This is a genomic window from Penaeicola halotolerans (genome assembly GCF_016464625.1).
Classification (GTDB): Bacteria; Bacteroidota; Bacteroidia; order Cytophagales; family Cyclobacteriaceae; genus Penaeicola; species Penaeicola halotolerans.
In genome coordinates this window covers 383,336-400,042 of the sequence record NZ_JAEAGO010000001.1, presented here as the reverse complement: position 1 = coordinate 400,042, position 16,707 = coordinate 383,336, and the positions used below count along the sequence as shown (strand labels likewise).

19 protein-coding genes and 1 tRNA gene are annotated in these 16,707 nt (G+C 41.0%); 10 read left to right on the top strand and 10 right to left on the bottom strand.

Translation table 11 applies throughout. The features are described 5' to 3' along the window. Positions 1–6: 6 nt before the first annotated feature. The 3 genes from I5349_RS01800 to lpxK are packed head-to-tail and all read right to left on the bottom strand — an operon-like array spanning position 7 to position 3,567. Positions 7–618, bottom strand: coding sequence for a MiaE family protein (locus I5349_RS01800; protein WP_226389013.1), 612 nt, complete (start codon positions 616–618; stop codon positions 7–9). 26 nt (positions 619–644) lie between these two features. Further along, on the bottom strand, positions 645–2,585 hold the full coding sequence (locus I5349_RS01795) for a putative porin (protein WP_226389012.1): 1,941 nt from the start codon (positions 2,583–2,585) through the stop codon (positions 645–647). Beyond that, entirely contained in the window at positions 2,527–3,567 is a 1,041-nt protein-coding gene (gene lpxK, locus I5349_RS01790) for a tetraacyldisaccharide 4'-kinase (RefSeq protein WP_226389011.1), read from the bottom strand. The genes I5349_RS01795 and lpxK overlap by 59 nt, the downstream gene beginning before the upstream one ends. A gap of 51 nt (positions 3,568–3,618) precedes the next feature. On the opposite strand from lpxK, the gene I5349_RS01785 reads away from it, so the two are divergent. Both I5349_RS01785 and I5349_RS01780 read left to right on the top strand, forming a co-directional pair. Next, on the top strand, positions 3,619–4,719 hold the full coding sequence (locus tag I5349_RS01785; protein WP_226389010.1) for a Nif3-like dinuclear metal center hexameric protein: 1,101 nt from the start codon (positions 3,619–3,621) through the stop codon (positions 4,717–4,719). Between the two features lie 3 nt (positions 4,720–4,722). Continuing rightward, complete coding sequence (locus I5349_RS01780; RefSeq protein ID WP_226389009.1) at positions 4,723–5,490, top strand: zinc ribbon domain-containing protein; 768 nt, start codon at positions 4,723–4,725, stop codon at positions 5,488–5,490. A gap of 75 nt (positions 5,491–5,565) precedes the next feature. On the opposite strand, the gene I5349_RS01775 is transcribed toward I5349_RS01780, so the two are convergent. From I5349_RS01775 to I5349_RS01755, 5 genes are all read right to left on the bottom strand, one after another. Next, positions 5,566–6,111 (bottom strand): hypothetical protein, encoded by a 546-nt coding sequence (locus I5349_RS01775; protein ID WP_226389008.1) that lies wholly within the window; start codon positions 6,109–6,111, stop codon positions 5,566–5,568. A gap of 161 nt (positions 6,112–6,272) precedes the next feature. After that, positions 6,273–6,701 (bottom strand): DUF1801 domain-containing protein, encoded by a 429-nt coding sequence (locus I5349_RS01770; RefSeq protein ID WP_226389007.1) that lies wholly within the window; start codon positions 6,699–6,701, stop codon positions 6,273–6,275. Positions 6,702–6,728: 27 nt separating this feature from the next. Then, complete coding sequence (locus I5349_RS01765) at positions 6,729–7,172, bottom strand: DinB family protein (protein WP_226389006.1); 444 nt, start codon at positions 7,170–7,172, stop codon at positions 6,729–6,731. Between the two features lie 87 nt (positions 7,173–7,259). After that, positions 7,260–7,640 (bottom strand): nuclear transport factor 2 family protein, encoded by a 381-nt coding sequence (locus I5349_RS01760; protein WP_226389005.1) that lies wholly within the window; start codon positions 7,638–7,640, stop codon positions 7,260–7,262. A gap of 134 nt (positions 7,641–7,774) precedes the next feature. After that, positions 7,775–8,386 carry a histidine phosphatase family protein gene (locus tag I5349_RS01755; RefSeq protein ID WP_226389004.1) on the bottom strand — a complete coding sequence of 204 codons (612 nt, stop codon included), beginning with the start codon at positions 8,384–8,386 and terminating at the stop codon, positions 7,775–7,777. A gap of 59 nt (positions 8,387–8,445) precedes the next feature. On the opposite strand from I5349_RS01755, the gene I5349_RS01750 reads away from it, so the two are divergent. The 6 genes from I5349_RS01750 (at position 8,446) to I5349_RS01725 (ending at position 14,235) form a co-directional block, all read left to right on the top strand. After that, complete coding sequence (locus I5349_RS01750; protein WP_226389003.1) at positions 8,446–8,868, top strand: hotdog fold thioesterase; 423 nt, start codon at positions 8,446–8,448, stop codon at positions 8,866–8,868. 1 nt (position 8,869) lies between these two features. Further along, on the top strand, positions 8,870–10,111 hold the full coding sequence (locus tag I5349_RS01745) for a chorismate-binding protein (RefSeq protein WP_226389002.1): 1,242 nt from the start codon (positions 8,870–8,872) through the stop codon (positions 10,109–10,111). Positions 10,112–10,121: 10 nt separating this feature from the next. Beyond that, positions 10,122–11,822: a 2-succinyl-5-enolpyruvyl-6-hydroxy-3-cyclohexene-1-carboxylic-acid synthase gene (gene menD / locus I5349_RS01740; RefSeq protein ID WP_226389001.1), complete on the top strand. Its 1,701-nt coding sequence runs from the start codon at positions 10,122–10,124 to the stop codon at positions 11,820–11,822. Then, on the top strand, positions 11,812–12,636 hold the full coding sequence (gene menB / locus I5349_RS01735; RefSeq protein ID WP_226389000.1) for a 1,4-dihydroxy-2-naphthoyl-CoA synthase: 825 nt from the start codon (positions 11,812–11,814) through the stop codon (positions 12,634–12,636). Before menD ends, menB begins: the two co-directional genes overlap by 11 nt. 72 nt (positions 12,637–12,708) lie before the next feature. After that, a complete protein-coding gene (locus tag I5349_RS01730) occupies positions 12,709–13,797 on the top strand; it encodes an AMP-binding protein (RefSeq protein ID WP_226388999.1) in 1,089 nt (362 codons plus the stop codon). 12 nt (positions 13,798–13,809) lie between these two features. Beyond that, a complete protein-coding gene (locus I5349_RS01725; RefSeq protein WP_226388998.1) occupies positions 13,810–14,235 on the top strand; it encodes a DUF2141 domain-containing protein in 426 nt (141 codons plus the stop codon). Here the strand turns inward: I5349_RS01725 and I5349_RS01720 are convergent. Then, complete coding sequence (locus I5349_RS01720; protein WP_226388997.1) at positions 14,232–14,840, bottom strand: 2OG-Fe(II) oxygenase; 609 nt, start codon at positions 14,838–14,840, stop codon at positions 14,232–14,234. The genes I5349_RS01725 and I5349_RS01720 overlap by 4 nt on opposite strands. A 128-nt stretch (positions 14,841–14,968) precedes the next feature. Between I5349_RS01720 and I5349_RS01715 the strand changes: the two genes are divergently transcribed. Together I5349_RS01715 and I5349_RS01710 are read left to right on the top strand one after the other, a co-directional pair. Next, positions 14,969–15,745, top strand: a complete 777-nt coding sequence (locus I5349_RS01715) for a hypothetical protein (protein WP_226388996.1) — start codon at positions 14,969–14,971, stop codon at positions 15,743–15,745. A 99-nt stretch (positions 15,746–15,844) separates the two neighbouring features. Next, positions 15,845–15,919, top strand: a tRNA-Val gene (locus I5349_RS01710). 33 nt (positions 15,920–15,952) lie between these two features. Here I5349_RS01710 and I5349_RS01705 read toward each other — a convergent pair. Beyond that, positions 15,953–16,696 carry a TrmH family RNA methyltransferase gene (locus I5349_RS01705; RefSeq protein ID WP_226388995.1) on the bottom strand — a complete coding sequence of 248 codons (744 nt, stop codon included), beginning with the start codon at positions 16,694–16,696 and terminating at the stop codon, positions 15,953–15,955. Positions 16,697–16,707: the final 11 nt, after the last annotated feature.

Sequence of the window (16,707 nt, the reverse complement as noted above, 5' to 3'; positions counted from 1 at the left end):
CGGACATCAATGCATACGATCCTTTCTGATTTCAAGTTGCTTTAATATCCTAGCCTCTTCTTCTAGCCACTCTTGCCAGCGCCTTTTCACGTAGTCATCTGGCATGTATAGCTTGGCTAAAGTAATGAAATTGACATAATGTGCTGCTTCTGACACCATGAGTTCATAATAAAACTTACTCAACTCTTCGTCTTGAATATTTTTCCAGAGCAATTTGAATCGCTCACAACTTCTCGCTTCTATCAGTGCATTCATCAATAGTTGATCTACCAATCGCTGATCTCTGGAGCCTCCTTTGATTACAAAAGCTACCAAGGCTAGCACATATTCGTCTTTTCGCTGAGGTCCTAGACTGTATCCACGCTTTTTGAGCATTTCTAGCACTCGTTCAAAATGTCCCCACTCCTCAGCTACTACCGCTGTGAGCATGTCCACGAGTTCGGTTTTCTCAGGAAATCCTACGATCAAAGAGATGCAGGAAGAAGCTGCTTTTTGCTCACAATAAGCATGATCCACGAGGATATCTTTGATATGCATAGAGGCGATATCTACCCAGCGAGGATCTGTAGGCAATTTCAAATGTAGCATTTTATCCGCGGTGCTCGTCTCTTCCTTCATGACGCAAAATTAAAATGACTGGGCAATTAATCAAAAAATGACCAGTTGATCCCCACATCTAGGACTCTTGGCACTCCAGTATAATAAGGTGTCGTGAAGTATCCCTCTTGCTCCATGAGACCTGCATTGAGGTGGCTAAACTTGAAGAAAACGCGGGTACGGTTAAGCCTCAAGTTGAGAAATACATCCGCCACTGGATAATTGTACACTAAGAAATCATCCTGTAGGTGAAACTGCTGCAAGCCTGCACTGTATGCATCTGCAAAGTAATCTGACATCCAGCGCACATCTAACCCTACTTGTATGAATAGTTTTTCGTCAAATAATGGGGTATCAATGTACAACTGAGAGTTGGCAAATAACTCTGGCACTCTGAATACATCTGCCGCGGCACCAGATAGGGAAGTGTACCTAGCTGAGGTCAGCCAGCGCAACTTACCCCATGAGATGCTTAGATCAAACTTAGGCTGTAAAATAAAAGCCTCACCATTTGCTTGGGCTGGCACCTGACTTTGATCGAAGAAAATATGATTGTTGACTCTTGCTAACTCTAGTCCTGGCCTAAACTTGACATTTTTAGTGTCTACTTTGAGTACCCCACCGAGTACATCAGAGCCTATATTTGAAAAGTTGTTGGTCCAGTCACCATGATTGGCTCGCATGCGTAGCTGCACGAAGTTGGGTCTGACGAGAGATTTGGTATAGCTAATGTCAATCCAAGGAGCGATGAGTTTTCCCCCAAACTGATACGCATCGGTAATCAAATACTCCAAGAAAGCCTCAAACTGCCATTTATCATCAATCTGTCCACGGAGGTTACCACCTATGGACACTTCACTGATCCGATCAAAACCTACGATTTTACTATTGCGAAAGCTCAGTTCTCTACTCTTGAGAAAGGCATTGTAATAGACTACATCAGAAAGTAGTCCTTTGAAACCCACCTCATTGGAAAACTCACTAAACCTAAATGACTCCCTCGTACTGTCTGTACTAAAAATGTATCTTGGATAGTAGAGTGAATCTATGCCCTCCAGCTGATCGCTATAGCGTACAAAGTGATTGAGCTTATTCATCACATGGTACACTTCTAAGCCTTTGCGCAGCTCATACTGATGATATAAATGGTAAGACTGTCTTAGGTCTTGCGCCACTGCTTCTTGCAAAAATACCTTGGCATCCCTGTACTCAAAAAGCTCTGAGGTAGAGTCTAACGCTGGAGGAATGATCCCTCCTGACTCATTGACCACATGATTCATTCTAGAGAAATGCGCCAGTGCTTTGTAGCGCTTATCCTCTGATTGATAGTTGGTCTGAATACTGTAAGCATCCTGGGTCACCATGCGGTCATCTCTTCCTGTTAGGTTGAGCTGTTTGGCCGCTCTGATAGTCGAGAAATTAAAAGCCACATTCCAATTAGGATTGATATTTCTGGTGTAGAAGACATCCAGCATATTACGCCCGCCTCCTCCAAAGTTTGCATTTAGATTGGTATGAGGAGATTTGGTATCGTAGTATTTGAATTTGCTTGGGTCTTTGAAATACAAGTCATAGACATGGAAGCCTGACTGTCTTCCTATCACCTCTGGCGTTTGATAAAATATAGGCTGTGATGCACTTCCGATATTGCCTAGATCTTGATAGAGAAAGTTGGCCTTCCCCATCGGATCGAACCTATGAAAACTGTGCAATGCAGTATCTACCTCATAAAATTTCTCCCTGTTGTAGCGGAGACTAGCTTCTGTAAAAAATAGTGTGGTCTTAGGCCCATAGACAGATTCACTTGAGTCATTGAGCAGGGTGCGTTTACGCGTGACATTGGCTGTGCTATCACCCTCCTCCTCTACCAGTCTCACTTGAGCTGATAGGGAGCCGACCACTAAGAAGCAACAAATAAAGTATAGAAATCTACTGATCACGAAGCGCTGCTGTTTTGTCTTTGATCCACTGATCAAAATCTGATTCAAAGAAAGCTGTTTTTATTGGCAAATAATAGAGCGGGAAGTCAGAAAGTGCCTGCTTTAATGTCAATGCCTCAAATTTAACGGCATCTTTTTCTGTGGTCAAGAGTGCTTTTGCTCCTGAGGTTTTGGCCGCTTCCACCAAGGCTTCTACTTCTGCCTCCATATAACGGTGATGATCCGCGAAATACTTTGACCCAAGCACGTTAAATTCCTTTCTACTGTAGTCATCAAAGATTTTGCTTTTAGCGATCCCTGCAAAGAGGTAATAATCTGAGGTAGCTATCTTTGCACCACTTTTGAATACTGGCTCGTCATAAGCGATGTATGCAAAGAAAACAGGAACATTTGCACTCGTGTACTGTGCTACCTTTTGAGTAATGTGCACTTTTTCTGATGACGTGAGGTTTTGAGGGCACTTGGTAATGACGATAGCATTAGCTCTTTGAGCGCCTTTCCTAGCTTCCCTTAGCCTGCCAAGAGGCAAGAGATAATCCTCGTAAAATGGTTGTTGATAATCTGACAACAAGATATTTAAATGTGCATCGACATAGCGATGCTGAAAGGCATCATCTAATAATAGTAAGCTTGTCTCTGGTGCTGCTACTAAGATATTTGGAACCGCTAAGACACGATCCTCTCCCACAAAAACGGGTATCTCTCCCTCAAACTTTTGATAAATCTGGAAAGGCTCGTCTCCAATAGCTACAGCACTGGCACTAGCATCTGCCGCAATAAATCCTCGTGTCTTTCGTCCATATCCTCGAGACAGCACAGCCAATCGCTCTGTTTGCCTAAGCAGCTTTATCATATACTCTACCATCGGAGTCTTGCCTGTACCACCTACGCTAAGATTTCCCACCACGATGGTAGGAACGGTGAAACGAATGGACTTTTTGTACCCAATATCAAAAAGATAGTTGCGACTGCGCGTCACTAGATCATAGAGTAAAGCAAAAGGCCACAAGAGGATTTTCAGAAAAGACATCTGAGGAGCTATTGATTAATTTTTATATTTGAGCAGCAAATTTCCTCAAAAATGATAAATATAAAACAGCTTACCCAATTTTTAGAGACTATTGCTCCCAAACAGTACCAAGAAAGCTATGACAATGCAGGGCTGCTGACCGGAGATCCTCACTGGGAAGTGAGTGGTATACTTATCGCGCTTGATAGTACAGAAGCTGTGGTAGATGAAGCGATTGCTAAAAATTGTAATGTGATCATCGCGCACCATCCGATCATTTTTAAAGGACTCAAATCACTCACTGGCAAAAACTACATCGAACGAACTATCATCAAGGCTATCAAGCATGATATCGCTATCTATGCCATCCATACGAATTTAGATAATGTCCATACTGGAGTAAACAAACGTATCTGCGATCGACTAGGGCTGATCAACACGAGGATATTGTCTCCTAAAACGGATCTGCTGAGTAAGTTGACGACTTTCATTCCTGAGGATCAAGTGACCGAAGTGACTCAGGCACTCTATGCAGCAGGTGCAGGACAGATTGGTGAATATAAAAATTGCAGCTTCAGCGTCTCTGGTGAGGGGACTTTTCTCCCTACTGAGGGTACCCATCCACATACTGGTACTGTAGGCCAACAAGCTATAGAAAAAGAGAGACGTGTAGAAGTAATCTTGCCAAGTCACCTCTCTGGTAAGGTCTTGAACGCGCTCAAAAAGGCACACCCTTACGAAGAAGTTGCCTACTATTTACAGACATTAGAAAATGCCTACCAGGAAGTGGGTTCTGGCATGATCGGTGAACTCCAAGAAGCCATGCCAACAGGAGAATTTTTGCAACATCTCAAGTCAAGCATGCAGCTCTCTGTGATCAAGCATACTTCTATTTGCAATGATAAAATAAAGACTGTTGCTGTCTGCGGTGGAGCGGGTATCTTCCTACTTGGAGCGGCTAAATCAGCCCAAGCAGATATCTTCATCACCGCAGATGTAAAGTACCATGAGTACTTTGACGCGGATGGACAATTGATTTTAGCAGATATTGGACATTATGAGAGTGAAGTTTATACAAAAGATTTATTATTCGAGTTTTTGAAGAAAAAATTCACTAATATTGCACTCTATTTGACCGAAGTAGTTACTAACCCAATTACTTACCTAACTTAATACATGGAAAGTACCGTAGCACAAAAACTAGAAAACCTTCTTCATCTTCAAAACCTAGATTCTAAGCTAGATTCTATTCTAAAAATCAGAGGAGCACTCCCTGAGGAAGTTCAAGACTTAGAAGATGAGATCGCAGGATACCAAACAAGACTTGACAAATACGATAGCGACATCCAAAGCTTAGAAGCTGGCATCAAAGCCCACAAGGAAGCCATCAAAGAATCAGAAAAGCTGATCAAAAAGTATGAGGAGCAGCAGATGAATGTTAGAAATAACAGAGAATATGATGCGATCACTAAGGAAGTTGAACTACAAGGTCTCGAGATTCAAATTGCCGAGAAAAAAATAAAAGAAGATCACTTCAAAATCGATAACAAGAAAGCTGAAGTGACGATATTGAAGGAAACCTTAGATGACAGAACTAAGGATCTTGAAAACAAAAAAGCTGAACTGAACACAATCATCGCTGAGAGTGAAACAGATGAGCAGAAGCTTAGAAAAGAAAGAGAAAAAGCTGTCACAAAGATCGAGGAAAGACTCTACAAGTCTTACGAGAAGATCAGAGAAAACGCTAAAAACGGCCTAGCCGTTGTCCTCGTCAAAAGAGGTGCTTGCGGAGGTTGTTTCAACATCGTGCCTCCACAGAGACAAGCTGATATCAGAGAGAAGAAGAAGCTTATCGTATGTGAACACTGTGGTAGAGTCATGGCGGATGTCGATGACACTCCAGAAGAGGATCAAGATAAAAAGACAAGAAGAACAAGATCATAAATCTAGTTCTCTATATAAACTGAAAAGGCTGCGAAATTCGCAGCCTTTTTTCGTTTCAGGATATTTGAGAAGAAGTTATTCTGTTCCTTTTATCCCAAAGTAATAGTTGAAACCAAGGGAAACTCTGCCAAGGTTAAATCTGAACTCTTTGAAATCTTGAAAATAGTTAGCGGCATTTGAACCATAATAGATCTGCCCAAGCCTTGCATCAATCCCCCATCTTTCGCTTGGAAAAAATGTAAAAGCGGGAAGGATTGAAATGTCAAACCTAGTGACTCTATCGTCACTTTGAAAGGCAAAATTCAATCTTGAGTCATTGCTTCTTTGAGCATAACCAATAAGCCCTCTTCCTTCTAAGCTGAAGAAGAACTTATCAGATATTTTGAAGAATTTGCGGGCAAATAAACCACCGCTTAGTCCAGTAATACTAATTTCATCAAAAGTGTTTGTTACAGGATTAATATTATAATTCCTGTTATACAAAACATTTAATATTGGACCAACAGCAAATGATTCTGATGTGAAAAATCCAAAATGAAAGTTTCCTGTTATTGTAGTAATGGGAGGTTCATTATTGACTGAAGTAGTATAAGAAGATACGCTAAAGTCTGTACCGATCATCTTAGTTCCCTTAGAAAACTGTCCAAAAGTCAATGTAGGCAGTAGCAGTAAAATGAGTATAAGTTTTTTCATAGTTTTTAAGTTTTCAATAAAACTATTCAAAACAATAACTTCTACAAAAATATATGAATAATTATTTTTAAAATATTGCTTTTATTAGATCAATCAGGATATTTGTTTCTCAAAAAACTAATCGTTGTTTGAATTATATTGACTAAAACTTTCTGATCGATATCTGAGAGTCTTTTGACATAGATACAAGACTTACCCATTTTATACTTACCTAGCTTAGCTAGCAAGTCTTCCTGACCTGCACATCCGCTATACACATACAATGAAATGGCAGCTTTGCGAGGTGAAAAACCCACCAATGGCCAGTCTCCCTCCTGCCTACTGCGATCAGACTTATAGTGATACTGACCAAAACCGATGATGGATTCTCCCCACATTTTTGCTGGGTAGCCCGTCACCTCTTCCATTAACTTGAGTATGGTCAAGCTATCAGTTAGCTTTTGGGGTGTGTCTGCAGCTGCCTTTATGAAATCGAGCACACTGGCATTCGTTTGTTTGGTTTTGATCGTTGATGTCATTTTTTAGAGCGTTTGAGTTATATAGACTTAACGTTTATAGAATATATAGTCTGTCGCTAAAGGAGCTATACCTGATGATTTGACTGAAGTGGCGATTTGCCCTCTATGATAAGTTGAATGATTTATGATATGAAAAAGCACCTCCTGTACTGTATTCTGAAAGACTTGCCCTTTGCTATTCGAATAAGTGATGGCATTATCTAAATCTAAATTATCTATAATCTCCAAGGTCATGTTTAGATTGGTCTCATGTATCTTATGAAAATCTGATACTAGATGCAATTGCCAAACACTAAATCTAGCTGATCTATTTAGCATACGGTGATTCCAGATATGGTGCGCATTTAGTATGTGACTCATCAAAAGTTTGGCATTCTCTGAAAGCTCTGCCTCATGCTGACTCAATAAGTCGATGAGTTGAAGGTTGACATGCTTATTGTAATTAAACAATTCTTTAAAAAATACTTTCATAGCTAGACTAATTCGATTTCTAACCTAATTTGGTTAAATTACTTCTTGAATCAAATTAATCCTCTTTAAATAATGTAGAAAATAAACTCAGCTCTTGTCTGTTATTTTCACAATTTTATCTCCCTTGAATTTGAAGATCGATTCTCCTTCTAGCTGAAGCGTATCCCCTTTTTTAAGCCCATTTGGAAGATCTACAGCCACTACAGCAAAGTAGGAGATTTTGATTTGCACTTTTTCCTCGCCAAAAGTCCAAGACTCGACTGTCTGCTTTCGCTCACTGAAATATTGTGTGGCTTCCTTTGCTTGCTTTTTGAATGCATCAAGCCCTTCTATATGTAGATTCACTTCATCTCCAGCGATATTTTCAAAGATTAGTGCATCATCTAAATGCTGCGTCATTCCTTCTACATCAAAGCTATTATAAGCATCAATATAGCTTTCTACCATAGTTTTTTGTTGAGCTTCCATATCTTGATGAGTTTTGCAACTTAACATTAGACTAAATGTCACGATAGTAAAAATAAGCTTCTTCATAAAACACTTCATTTACCTTAATTATCAATCTCAAGTTAATGGAATCCAACTACTTATTCAAATAGAACTTAATTCAAATGTCCTCGCTCATCAAACCGATCGATTCTGAAGCTTTGTCCCAGATAGGTCAATTCATATAGACACAGATTGGCATGCGTAAATACATCCATTGTACTCAGATGATATTTCAACAAGGTGGCCAGTAAAATCCTGATAGCACGACCATGCATGCAAATCAGGATTGTCTCTTCCTTTTGAGATAAGATGTAATCTAGGGCGACTTGCAAGCGAGCTTGAACCTGCAGTGGACTCTCCCCTCCTCTGATCGCATAATCTAGTTGCCCAGACTGCCAAGTTGTGAGCATTTTTTGATAATAGACATTTTCGTCAGGCGTCATGGGCACGCCCTCATAGTCTCCCCAGCTGATTTCATTGAGGTCTGCTAATGGTTCATAAGGAATACCTGAGTCGATAAAACCCTGTACAGATTGCCTCGTTCGCTGTAGACTTGATACATAGATCTTATCGAATGCCACAGATTTATAAGCTTCAAAAAAAGCATGCGCTTGTGCTTTTCCAGTTTCATTTAGCGGTGCATCTATTCCACTGCCTTGTACGATGCCCCTTTTATTGTAGTCAGTCTGTCCGTGTCTGACGAGGTAAATTTTTTTGATAGCCAATTTTTGGTATTTTTGTTCGATTTATGGGCAAATTAGGCATAAATGACCGACAACTGTTTATGATTTTTCCAAAAAACTTAACACTAGCGCAATTAAATAATCAAAGTGAGGGTACAATGGTGTCCTATTTGGATATTCAATTTACGGAGATTGGAACTGATTATTTAGTAGCTACCATGCCTGTAGATCACAGAACCAAACAACCTCTCGGACTGTTACATGGAGGAGCAAATGTGGTTCTAGCAGAGACGCTAGGCAGTGTTGCCGCCACCTATACACTAGATCTTCAAAAACAATACTGCGTAGGATTAGAGATCAATGCGAATCACCTCAAAAGTGTCAAAGACGGCAGGGTGAAAGGGGTCGCTAAACCCATTCATATGGGTAAGAAAACACAAGTATGGGAGATCAAAGTCTATGACTCAGAAGAGCAATTGACTTGTATCAGCAGGATCACTTTAGCCGTATTGGATCGTAAATAATATGCGTACAAATACCGAATCAGTCATACAAACCTCTCATCCAACTAGTCTTCCACAAGACGAGTGGCTACAGCGTATCTCTCAACTCAGTTTTGAGCATAATTTCCAAATAGCTTGCTGGAAACTGCCTAAATCACACGAGACGAATGTTTTGCTTGATCTTACTGGTACTATCAAACATCGCAAAGTAGATCTTGAAGAGCTCAAGAGTGGTTTTGTATTTTCACCTTATCAGCAAGATGATACCAAAGAAGCCATTTACCTTCAGTCAGACATCTATTTCACATTAGGTAAAGGTGAAAAAGAAAGTCCTGAACCAAATCTGCAAGGCTATAAGGCTCAAGAAGTTTGGGAAGCACTTTTGCAAACCAAACTAAAAACAAAGACTAACCAGTCTTACTATACTGCTGATAATACATTAGATTTTAAAAGCACCACACCAGAAAGCTTCAAACAGACTGTATCAAAAGCTGTACAAGCCATCCAAGCAGGTGAGTTTTATAAAGTGGTGCCTGCTAGAACGAAGCGTATCCCACTGAGTGAATCATTCAATTTAGTGAAGGCATATTTGACACTCTGCGAAAAATATCCCAATGCTTTCGTCTCTCTCGTAAGTCTTCCTGGAATAGGCACATGGCTTGGTGCTAGTCCTGAAGTATTGATCAGAGTAGATAAGGATGATTATTTTCACACCATGGCACTTGCGGGGACACAAGTCGTACAAGGAGAAAATCCATTAAAAGAAGTAGCTTGGACACAAAAAGAGATCGAAGAGCAGGCACTCGTCAGTCGCTATATCATCAATTGCTTCAAGCAGATTAGACTTAGAGAATATGAAGAAGTGGGGCCAAAGACCATCATAGCTGGTCATCTGATGCACTTGAGAACGGACTATCGTGTCAATATGAAAGCAACTAATTTTCCGCAACTGGGAACAGTCATGCTTTCTCTTTTGCACCCTACCTCCGCTATTTGTGGCATGCCTAAGCAGCCCGCTATGGATTTTCTAGCTGCTCATGAATCCTTTAGCCGCTCATTTTTCAGTGGTTTTCTTGGGCCAGTCAATATCCAAGAGGAAACTCAGCTCTTTGTCAATCTGCGTTGTGCGCAACTCCTTGATGAAGAAGCTATCCTCTACGCTGGTGCAGGTGTAACCGAAGACTCTGATCCAGAAAAAGAATGGATAGAAACGGAAATGAAATGTAAAATCATGCAAGCTGTCTTAAATCCAACCTCTATCTAAACTCGATCCGTTGATACCAGTTCACATACTTGATCTCGCTCAGATATGCGCCCAGAAGGGTGTCAATCAATTTATCATATCTCCTGGGTCACGCTGTGCACCGATCACGCTAGCGATGACACGCCATCCAGAGATCAGGACTAGAACTGTATCTGATGAGAGAAGTGCAGCTTTTATAGGGCTTGGTATTGCCCAGCAAAGTAGAAAAACCGTAGGACTTGTATGTACATCTGGCTCCGCAGCTTATAACTATGCTCCCGCAATAGCTGAAGCATTTTTTCAGCAGATCCCTCTTCTAGTCATCACGGCTGATAGACCTAGTGAGTGGATCGATCAGCTAGATGGACAGACGATACGCCAAATAGGCATTTATGGCAATCATGTCAAAGGATCCTTTCAACTGCCTATTTTAGATGAGCATCCTGATACACTTTGGCATATCCAACGCATGATCAATGAGGCAATCAATCTCAGCCAGAGTCTTCCACTGGGACCTGTGCACATCAATATTCCGCTGAGAGAGCCTTTTTATCCTAAGGCAGAGGAGCAAATCAGCTTTCGTAAAGACCTCAAAATCATCAAAAAATTAGGTGCCGACCTTAAATTGTCTCCTAGTCAAATCAATAATCTAAACAAATCACTCCAGTCATATAAAAGACCAATGATCGTAGTGGGTCAGCAGGTTCCTGATGAGAACATCAATAATCTTTTACAACAAATACACCAATCGGGTAAAGCTGTAGTCGTCACCGATGTGATCGCCAATCAAGCTTTTCCAGGATCTTTACAACATCATGATTTCTTTTTGCCTTTGATCAAAGATGTCGTCAAAGATTATACGCCTGATTTGATCATTACTTTTGGCCTATCCATCATCTCTAAAAATCTCAAACTGTTTCTAAGAAACGAAGTAAGCCGGGCAGCACACTGGCATATACAAGCTCATGATGGGGCTACCGCAGATACTTTTAAAAAATTGACTCAGGTATGGACTGCTGAGCCACTAGCATTTTTAGAAGCCTTTGACACACATGCTCAGGCAAATGCGGAATATCATGCATTTTGGATTTCAGAAGAGTCTAAAATAAATGAAATATTGGTCGACACTTGGCCAAAGCTTGCCTTTGGAGAACTGAAAGCATACGCCATGGTGCAGCAAAAAATACCTGCAAACAGTTACCTGCATCTAGCTAATAGCATGACTGTCCGTTATGCTAATATGCTCCAATCGCTTCCAAGATCCGTTGAAGTGATGGCTAATAGAGGTACTAGCGGTATCGATGGCAGTAATAGTACAGCCGTTGGCGCTTCCTTGAACACAGATGCCTTTGTTACTCTGATCACTGGCGATATGGCCTTTTTCTATGATCGCAATGCCTTTTGGCACAACTATCCTCTAGCAAACCTACGTATCATTGTGCTCAATAATCAAGCTGGTGGTATCTTTAGAATGATCGATGGACCAGCTGCACAACCCGAGTTAGTAGAGTATTTTGAAACAAGGCAACTGCTCAAAGCTCAAAACTTAGCCGATGAGTTTGGGTTTGACTATCATGGAGTCAATGATACAAAAGGATTAGAAACAGCTTTAGAGAACTTTTATCAACCTAGCCAAACAGCTAAGTTGATAGAGGTTTTCTCTACTAGTGAAACGAATACAAACATTTTGAAAGCATTTAAACAACAAATAAAAACTGCATATGAAATCTAACTACGCATGGCAGACCATCAAAGAATACTCAGATATCAAGTTTGAGTTTTTTGAAGGCATCGCCAAAATCACGATCAATAGACCTCAAGTGTACAATGCATTTCGTCCTGAGACCAATATGCAAATGATCGAAGCTATGGATATTTGTAGAGAGCGTACAGATATCAACGTGGTGGTTTTGACTGGTGAGGGAGACAAAGCTTTTTGTTCTGGTGGAGATCAAAATGTAAAAGGTGTAGGCGGATACATCAGTGAAAATGGCGTACCAAGACTCAATGTACTTGACCTCCACAAGAAGATCCGTTCACTTCCTAAGCCTGTGATCGCTATGGTCAATGGATATGCAATCGGTGGTGGACACGTACTACACGTAGTTTGTGACTTAACGATCGCTTCTGAAAATGCCATCTTTGGACAAACTGGCCCTAAGGTTGGTAGCTTCGATGCAGGATTTGGATCTTCTTACTTAGCAAGACACGTAGGTCAGAAAAAAGCTCGTGAGATTTGGTTCCTATGCAATCAATATTCAGCAGATGAAGCCGAAAAGATGGGCTTGGTCAATAAGGTTGTTCCTTTAGAAAATCTAGAAGATACCACTGTCGAGTGGTGCAGGACGATCATGAAGCGTAGCCCTATGGCACTTCGTATGATCAAGCGTGGCCTCAATGCAGAACTTGATGGACAAGCTGGATTGATGGAGTTTGCAGGTGACGCTACTTTGATGTTTTATCTCATGGAAGAAGCACAAGAAGGTAAAAATGCTTTCTTAGAAAAGCGTGACCCTAACTTTGAACAGTTTCCGAAGTTCCCATAAAATATACCCGCAAAAAATATCCAAAGGGAAGATGTCTATCTAGATGTCTTCCCTTTTGTGTAAATTGTCGATATGAAGCAAACTCAACTCCACCTCAATCAACGCACCTATACTTTTAAGGATATATTAGAGCAAAAGTACCTACAGCCTGGACTCAATGACTTTGAGTTACATGCATTAGGTTTTGCACATGATTGGCTTTCTGGCAAGCAAGTTTTCAACCTTCAAACTTCGGGCTCTACAGGAAGTCCCAAGCACTTCGAAGCAAGCAGGACTCAGATGGCGCTTAGTGCTCAGCTGACAGGTCAAGCTTTGGGATTTGATCCTTCTTGGAAGGTGCTCAACTGCCTCAACACTGCCTATATCGCTGGTAAAATGATGATGGTTCGAGCATTTGAGTGGGATATGGAGTTGCACATCATAGAGCCAGGTATCAATCCATTTGACCTGATTGCTGATGACCACCAATATGACTTCACTGCACTGGTACCTATGCAGTTACAAGCGATCATTCAGAAGCCACGCACACTAGCTAAGCTAGAAGACATGAAGGCAGTACTGATCGGTGGAGCACCATTGGATCAAGACACCGAAGATAAACTTCAATCGATCAACACACCGATCTATCTTACCTATGGGATGACTGAAACTGTCTCTCACATTGCCCTTCGAAGACTCAACGGACCAAAAGCTAGTAGTGCTTTTGAGGTGTTTGATGAAATCAAAATCGGTACTGATGATAGAGGTTGCCTCACTATCTCATCTGCATTGACAGATCATGAGCTTTTAGTGACCAATGACCTAGTGGAACTCCTAGATTCGCGTAGATTTCACTGGCTTGGTCGAGCGGATTTTGTGATCAATTCTGGAGGCGTAAAAATCCAACCAGAGCAAGTAGAAAAAGAAATCAGTAAAGTACTCACAAGTCTTCAAATCAAAAATCGGTACTTTATCTGGGCAAAAGATGATCCTCAATTTGGCCAAAAAGTAGTGTTGATATTGGAACGTGATCCGCTAGATGCAAACTTGGAAGGGAAATTGCTTTCATTAGCTAAAGAAAAGCTTCCGCCCTATCATGCTCCTAAGGAAATCCTTTACAGGCCCTCATTCGTGATGACTGCCACAGGAAAGATCCAACGGAAGCAATCATTTGAACTATAAAATTGAAAAGAAATGAAATTTTTAGTACTCATTTTAGCGATCCTTACTAGCATCATTTATCAGCAAGCTTCCTCTACCCTTACACTCAAATTTGATGCGCTCAGAAGTGCTAAAGGTCAAATATTGATCTTAGTTTTTGACAAAAAGGATGGCTATCCAGACGATCCATCGAAGGCTCTCATCTCTAAGCAAGTCAACGTGACAAGTCATAAAACTGCTTCACTTTCCCTGGAAGATTTGCCTCATGGTGATTATGTGTTTGCAGTAGTTCATGATGAAAACAACAATGGAAAACTAGACACCAATATGGTCGGAATACCTAAGGAGGGTTATGGTTTTTCAAATGACGTCAAAGGCACTTTTGGTCCTCCTGATTTTGAAAAAGCTAAATATAAGCATACTAAAACCGCCTCACTAAGGATCAAAATGAACTACTAGTCGATATTTCTAAACCAGCCTGTCAGACTATATCGCTCCTTGTGTGCAGGAAGTACCTCATGAAAAATCTCTCCTGAGAGAAAACAAACCAACTTTCCTCCTGTAGGCGCTATATCCACATAAGACGCATCATCTGCGGCACTTTCATATATACGCAGTTCTCCACCATCCCCTGGTTGCCAGTTCTCATTGAGATAAGTGATGGCCGATACGATCCGATAGCTCACTTGACTGAATTGATCTAAGTGTCTTTTGTAAAAAGAGCCCTGTGGATAGCGTGCAAAATGCCCTTCAAAAGACCGTAAACCGAGGTAACAGCTCCTGTTGATATGTAGCCTTAGCTCATCCAATAATTGCCAGTACTGTTGCTGCAGTGGAGATAGATCACCTGGCTCTAGCCAGAGCACTTGATCACTTCTGATCTCAGGTCTTACTTGAAAGCTAGTGCCTCGTCCGATTCCAGCTTGCCTAAACTCTCCCTCTGCTATCAACGCCAACTGCTCAGCTCTGAGCGCCTTTCTGAATTCATCATCCAAAAAGTCCGGCATCTCTGCCCAACCTCTATCCAACAGCTGATTTATAATTTCTTCAAATTTCTCTTCCATAATATTCACCTACACAAAGTTAAACGCAAAATCAGCTTTACTGACTCATTTGCTTCACCTTTATTTATCCTAATTGTCTTCAGTGCCTTAGCGATAAAATACCTAAATTGCATGCTTAAAGATCAAATATGCATCTACGAACAGACGAAATCATCAGAATAGATGTGGACTATTCCACTGGTAGTATCCCTCCACCTTATGCTTTTGGGTATAAGCTTCGCTTGGTATTTGAAAAGAAATTTGTCAATGTCAGCTTCGACATGACCTATACTGATAGAGAGGAATTGACTGAGGAAGAGATCCTTGATGAGGGATTTACGCTAGAGGATGATTTCAAATGGACTGGAGAGCTCCCACTGATTTGGGAACAAGAGCTTAGAAAAATCTACGGGAAGACTAATTGGCCAAATAACCAAACTAAAGCAGAATCTGAGGAGCCATTTTTAAAAATCATGGCTAAAGATAAGCATGATAAAACCTATCGCGCTGTCCCTGCCAATAAGGAGGAATGGGAATACTTACTCCAAGAACTAATCCAAGCGATCTATGAAGTCAGTAAAAAGGAAGCTCCTATGCACTTGACCTTTTTGGATATTTCTGCCGACAAGTCTCGCTATCAGTCAGAGATCAAGGTCTATTTTAGCACAAGAACAGCCCTGATGCGCTATACGGAAGATGGTAAAACCTCAGAGCGTACAATAGACTGGAAAGAGCTCAAATCTAAGTTAAAAACTATCTTCATTCCTGACTATGACTATGAGCAAGCAATAGAAGCTGATCCTAGCAAGGCAGGAAAGTATATCAGTCTAGGAGATGGTGTCTGGCATATACTAGGCAAAGGCGCGATCAATCCTCATGAAGGGGTGGATGTACTTCCTCAGGTGGAAAAAGCATTCAGGAATTAAATTAAGCGACTCATTTACAATTCACTAAAAAAGAGTTGAATGGCAGTATCTCTGAATGCTTGTGAATATGAATAAAATCAAAGATATTCGAGCTCAAATAGGTTGTTAGCTCAGCTGGTTTAGAGCGCTGCCTTGACAGGGCAGAGGTCGCTGGTTCGAATCCAGTACAACCTACAAGACCTTCGTTTGGATCAGACGGAGGTTTTTTTATGCTCCTCTACGAAAGTTATCACAAATAACAGCTGTAGCGATGGCTACATTGAGTGATTCAGCAGCTCCAAAGCTAGGTATCGTAAGTCGGTGAGAAATCAAAGCGGCTACTTCATCACTGATTCCATTTGACTCATTGCCCATGACAATCACCGCATCTGATGGCAACTCAGATTTGTAGATATTATCCCCTGCCAAAAAGGCTCCATAAACAGGAAGCTTGATCTCTGAAAGATATTCGGTCAACGAAGTATAGCTCACCCCTACTCTACAAAAAGAGCCCATAGTAGCACTGATCACTTTAGGGTTGTAAAACTCCGCTGTCTCTTCAGAACAAACTATCTCTCGGACACCATACCAATCCGCAATGCGGATGATCGTCCCTAGATTGCCTGGATCTCTTACATCATCTAGGCAAAGCGTGAGTCCTTTACTTGCAGGTTTTGGAGATCTTTCCTCTGGAAGTGTCACCACTGCTAGTCCAGCATCATTGGATTTGAAAGTAGATATCTGCTCTAGTTGATTGGCAGTAGCAATGATCACTTCCACTCGCCTACTTTTTAGCTCATTGGCTAATAAGTCAGCTTGACTTTGCGTTAGCACCATGAAGCGAATGTCATACTGAGATTTGAGTAATTCCTGCAAGCTCTTCGCTCCTTCTACTAAAAAAGCTTTTTCTTGCCTACGGTATTTCTTTAAATGCAGGGATTTTATAAACTTAACTGTATTTTTGCTTAACATTTATTTCAAGG

What these genes read in the sequence shown, in the direction of transcription:
- I5349_RS01800 (WP_226389013.1), bottom strand. Translation starts at nt 618, where the DNA reads ATGAAGGAAGAGACGAGCACCGCGGATAAAATGCTACATTTGAAATTG.
- lpxK (WP_226389011.1), bottom strand. Translation starts at nt 3,567, where the DNA reads ATGTCTTTTCTGAAAATCCTCTTGTGGCCTTTTGCTTTACTCTATGAT.
- I5349_RS01785 (WP_226389010.1), top strand. Translation starts at nt 3,619, where the DNA reads ATGATAAATATAAAACAGCTTACCCAATTTTTAGAGACTATTGCTCCC.
- I5349_RS01780 (WP_226389009.1), top strand. Translation starts at nt 4,723, where the DNA reads ATGGAAAGTACCGTAGCACAAAAACTAGAAAACCTTCTTCATCTTCAA.
- I5349_RS01775 (WP_226389008.1), bottom strand. Translation starts at nt 6,111, where the DNA reads ATGATCGGTACAGACTTTAGCGTATCTTCTTATACTACTTCAGTCAAT.
- I5349_RS01770 (WP_226389007.1), bottom strand. Translation starts at nt 6,701, where the DNA reads ATGACATCAACGATCAAAACCAAACAAACGAATGCCAGTGTGCTCGAT.
- I5349_RS01765 (WP_226389006.1), bottom strand. Translation starts at nt 7,172, where the DNA reads ATGAAAGTATTTTTTAAAGAATTGTTTAATTACAATAAGCATGTCAAC.
- I5349_RS01760 (WP_226389005.1), bottom strand. Translation starts at nt 7,640, where the DNA reads ATGGAAGCTCAACAAAAAACTATGGTAGAAAGCTATATTGATGCTTAT.
- I5349_RS01750 (WP_226389003.1), top strand. Translation starts at nt 8,446, where the DNA reads ATGATTTTTCCAAAAAACTTAACACTAGCGCAATTAAATAATCAAAGT.
- I5349_RS01745 (WP_226389002.1), top strand. Translation starts at nt 8,870, where the DNA reads ATGCGTACAAATACCGAATCAGTCATACAAACCTCTCATCCAACTAGT.
- menB (WP_226389000.1), top strand. Translation starts at nt 11,812, where the DNA reads ATGAAATCTAACTACGCATGGCAGACCATCAAAGAATACTCAGATATC.
- I5349_RS01730 (WP_226388999.1), top strand. Translation starts at nt 12,709, where the DNA reads ATGAAGCAAACTCAACTCCACCTCAATCAACGCACCTATACTTTTAAG.
- I5349_RS01725 (WP_226388998.1), top strand. Translation starts at nt 13,810, where the DNA reads ATGAAATTTTTAGTACTCATTTTAGCGATCCTTACTAGCATCATTTAT.
- I5349_RS01720 (WP_226388997.1), bottom strand. Translation starts at nt 14,840, where the DNA reads ATGGAAGAGAAATTTGAAGAAATTATAAATCAGCTGTTGGATAGAGGT.
- I5349_RS01715 (WP_226388996.1), top strand. Translation starts at nt 14,969, where the DNA reads ATGCATCTACGAACAGACGAAATCATCAGAATAGATGTGGACTATTCC.
- I5349_RS01705 (WP_226388995.1), bottom strand. Translation starts at nt 16,696, where the DNA reads ATGTTAAGCAAAAATACAGTTAAGTTTATAAAATCCCTGCATTTAAAG.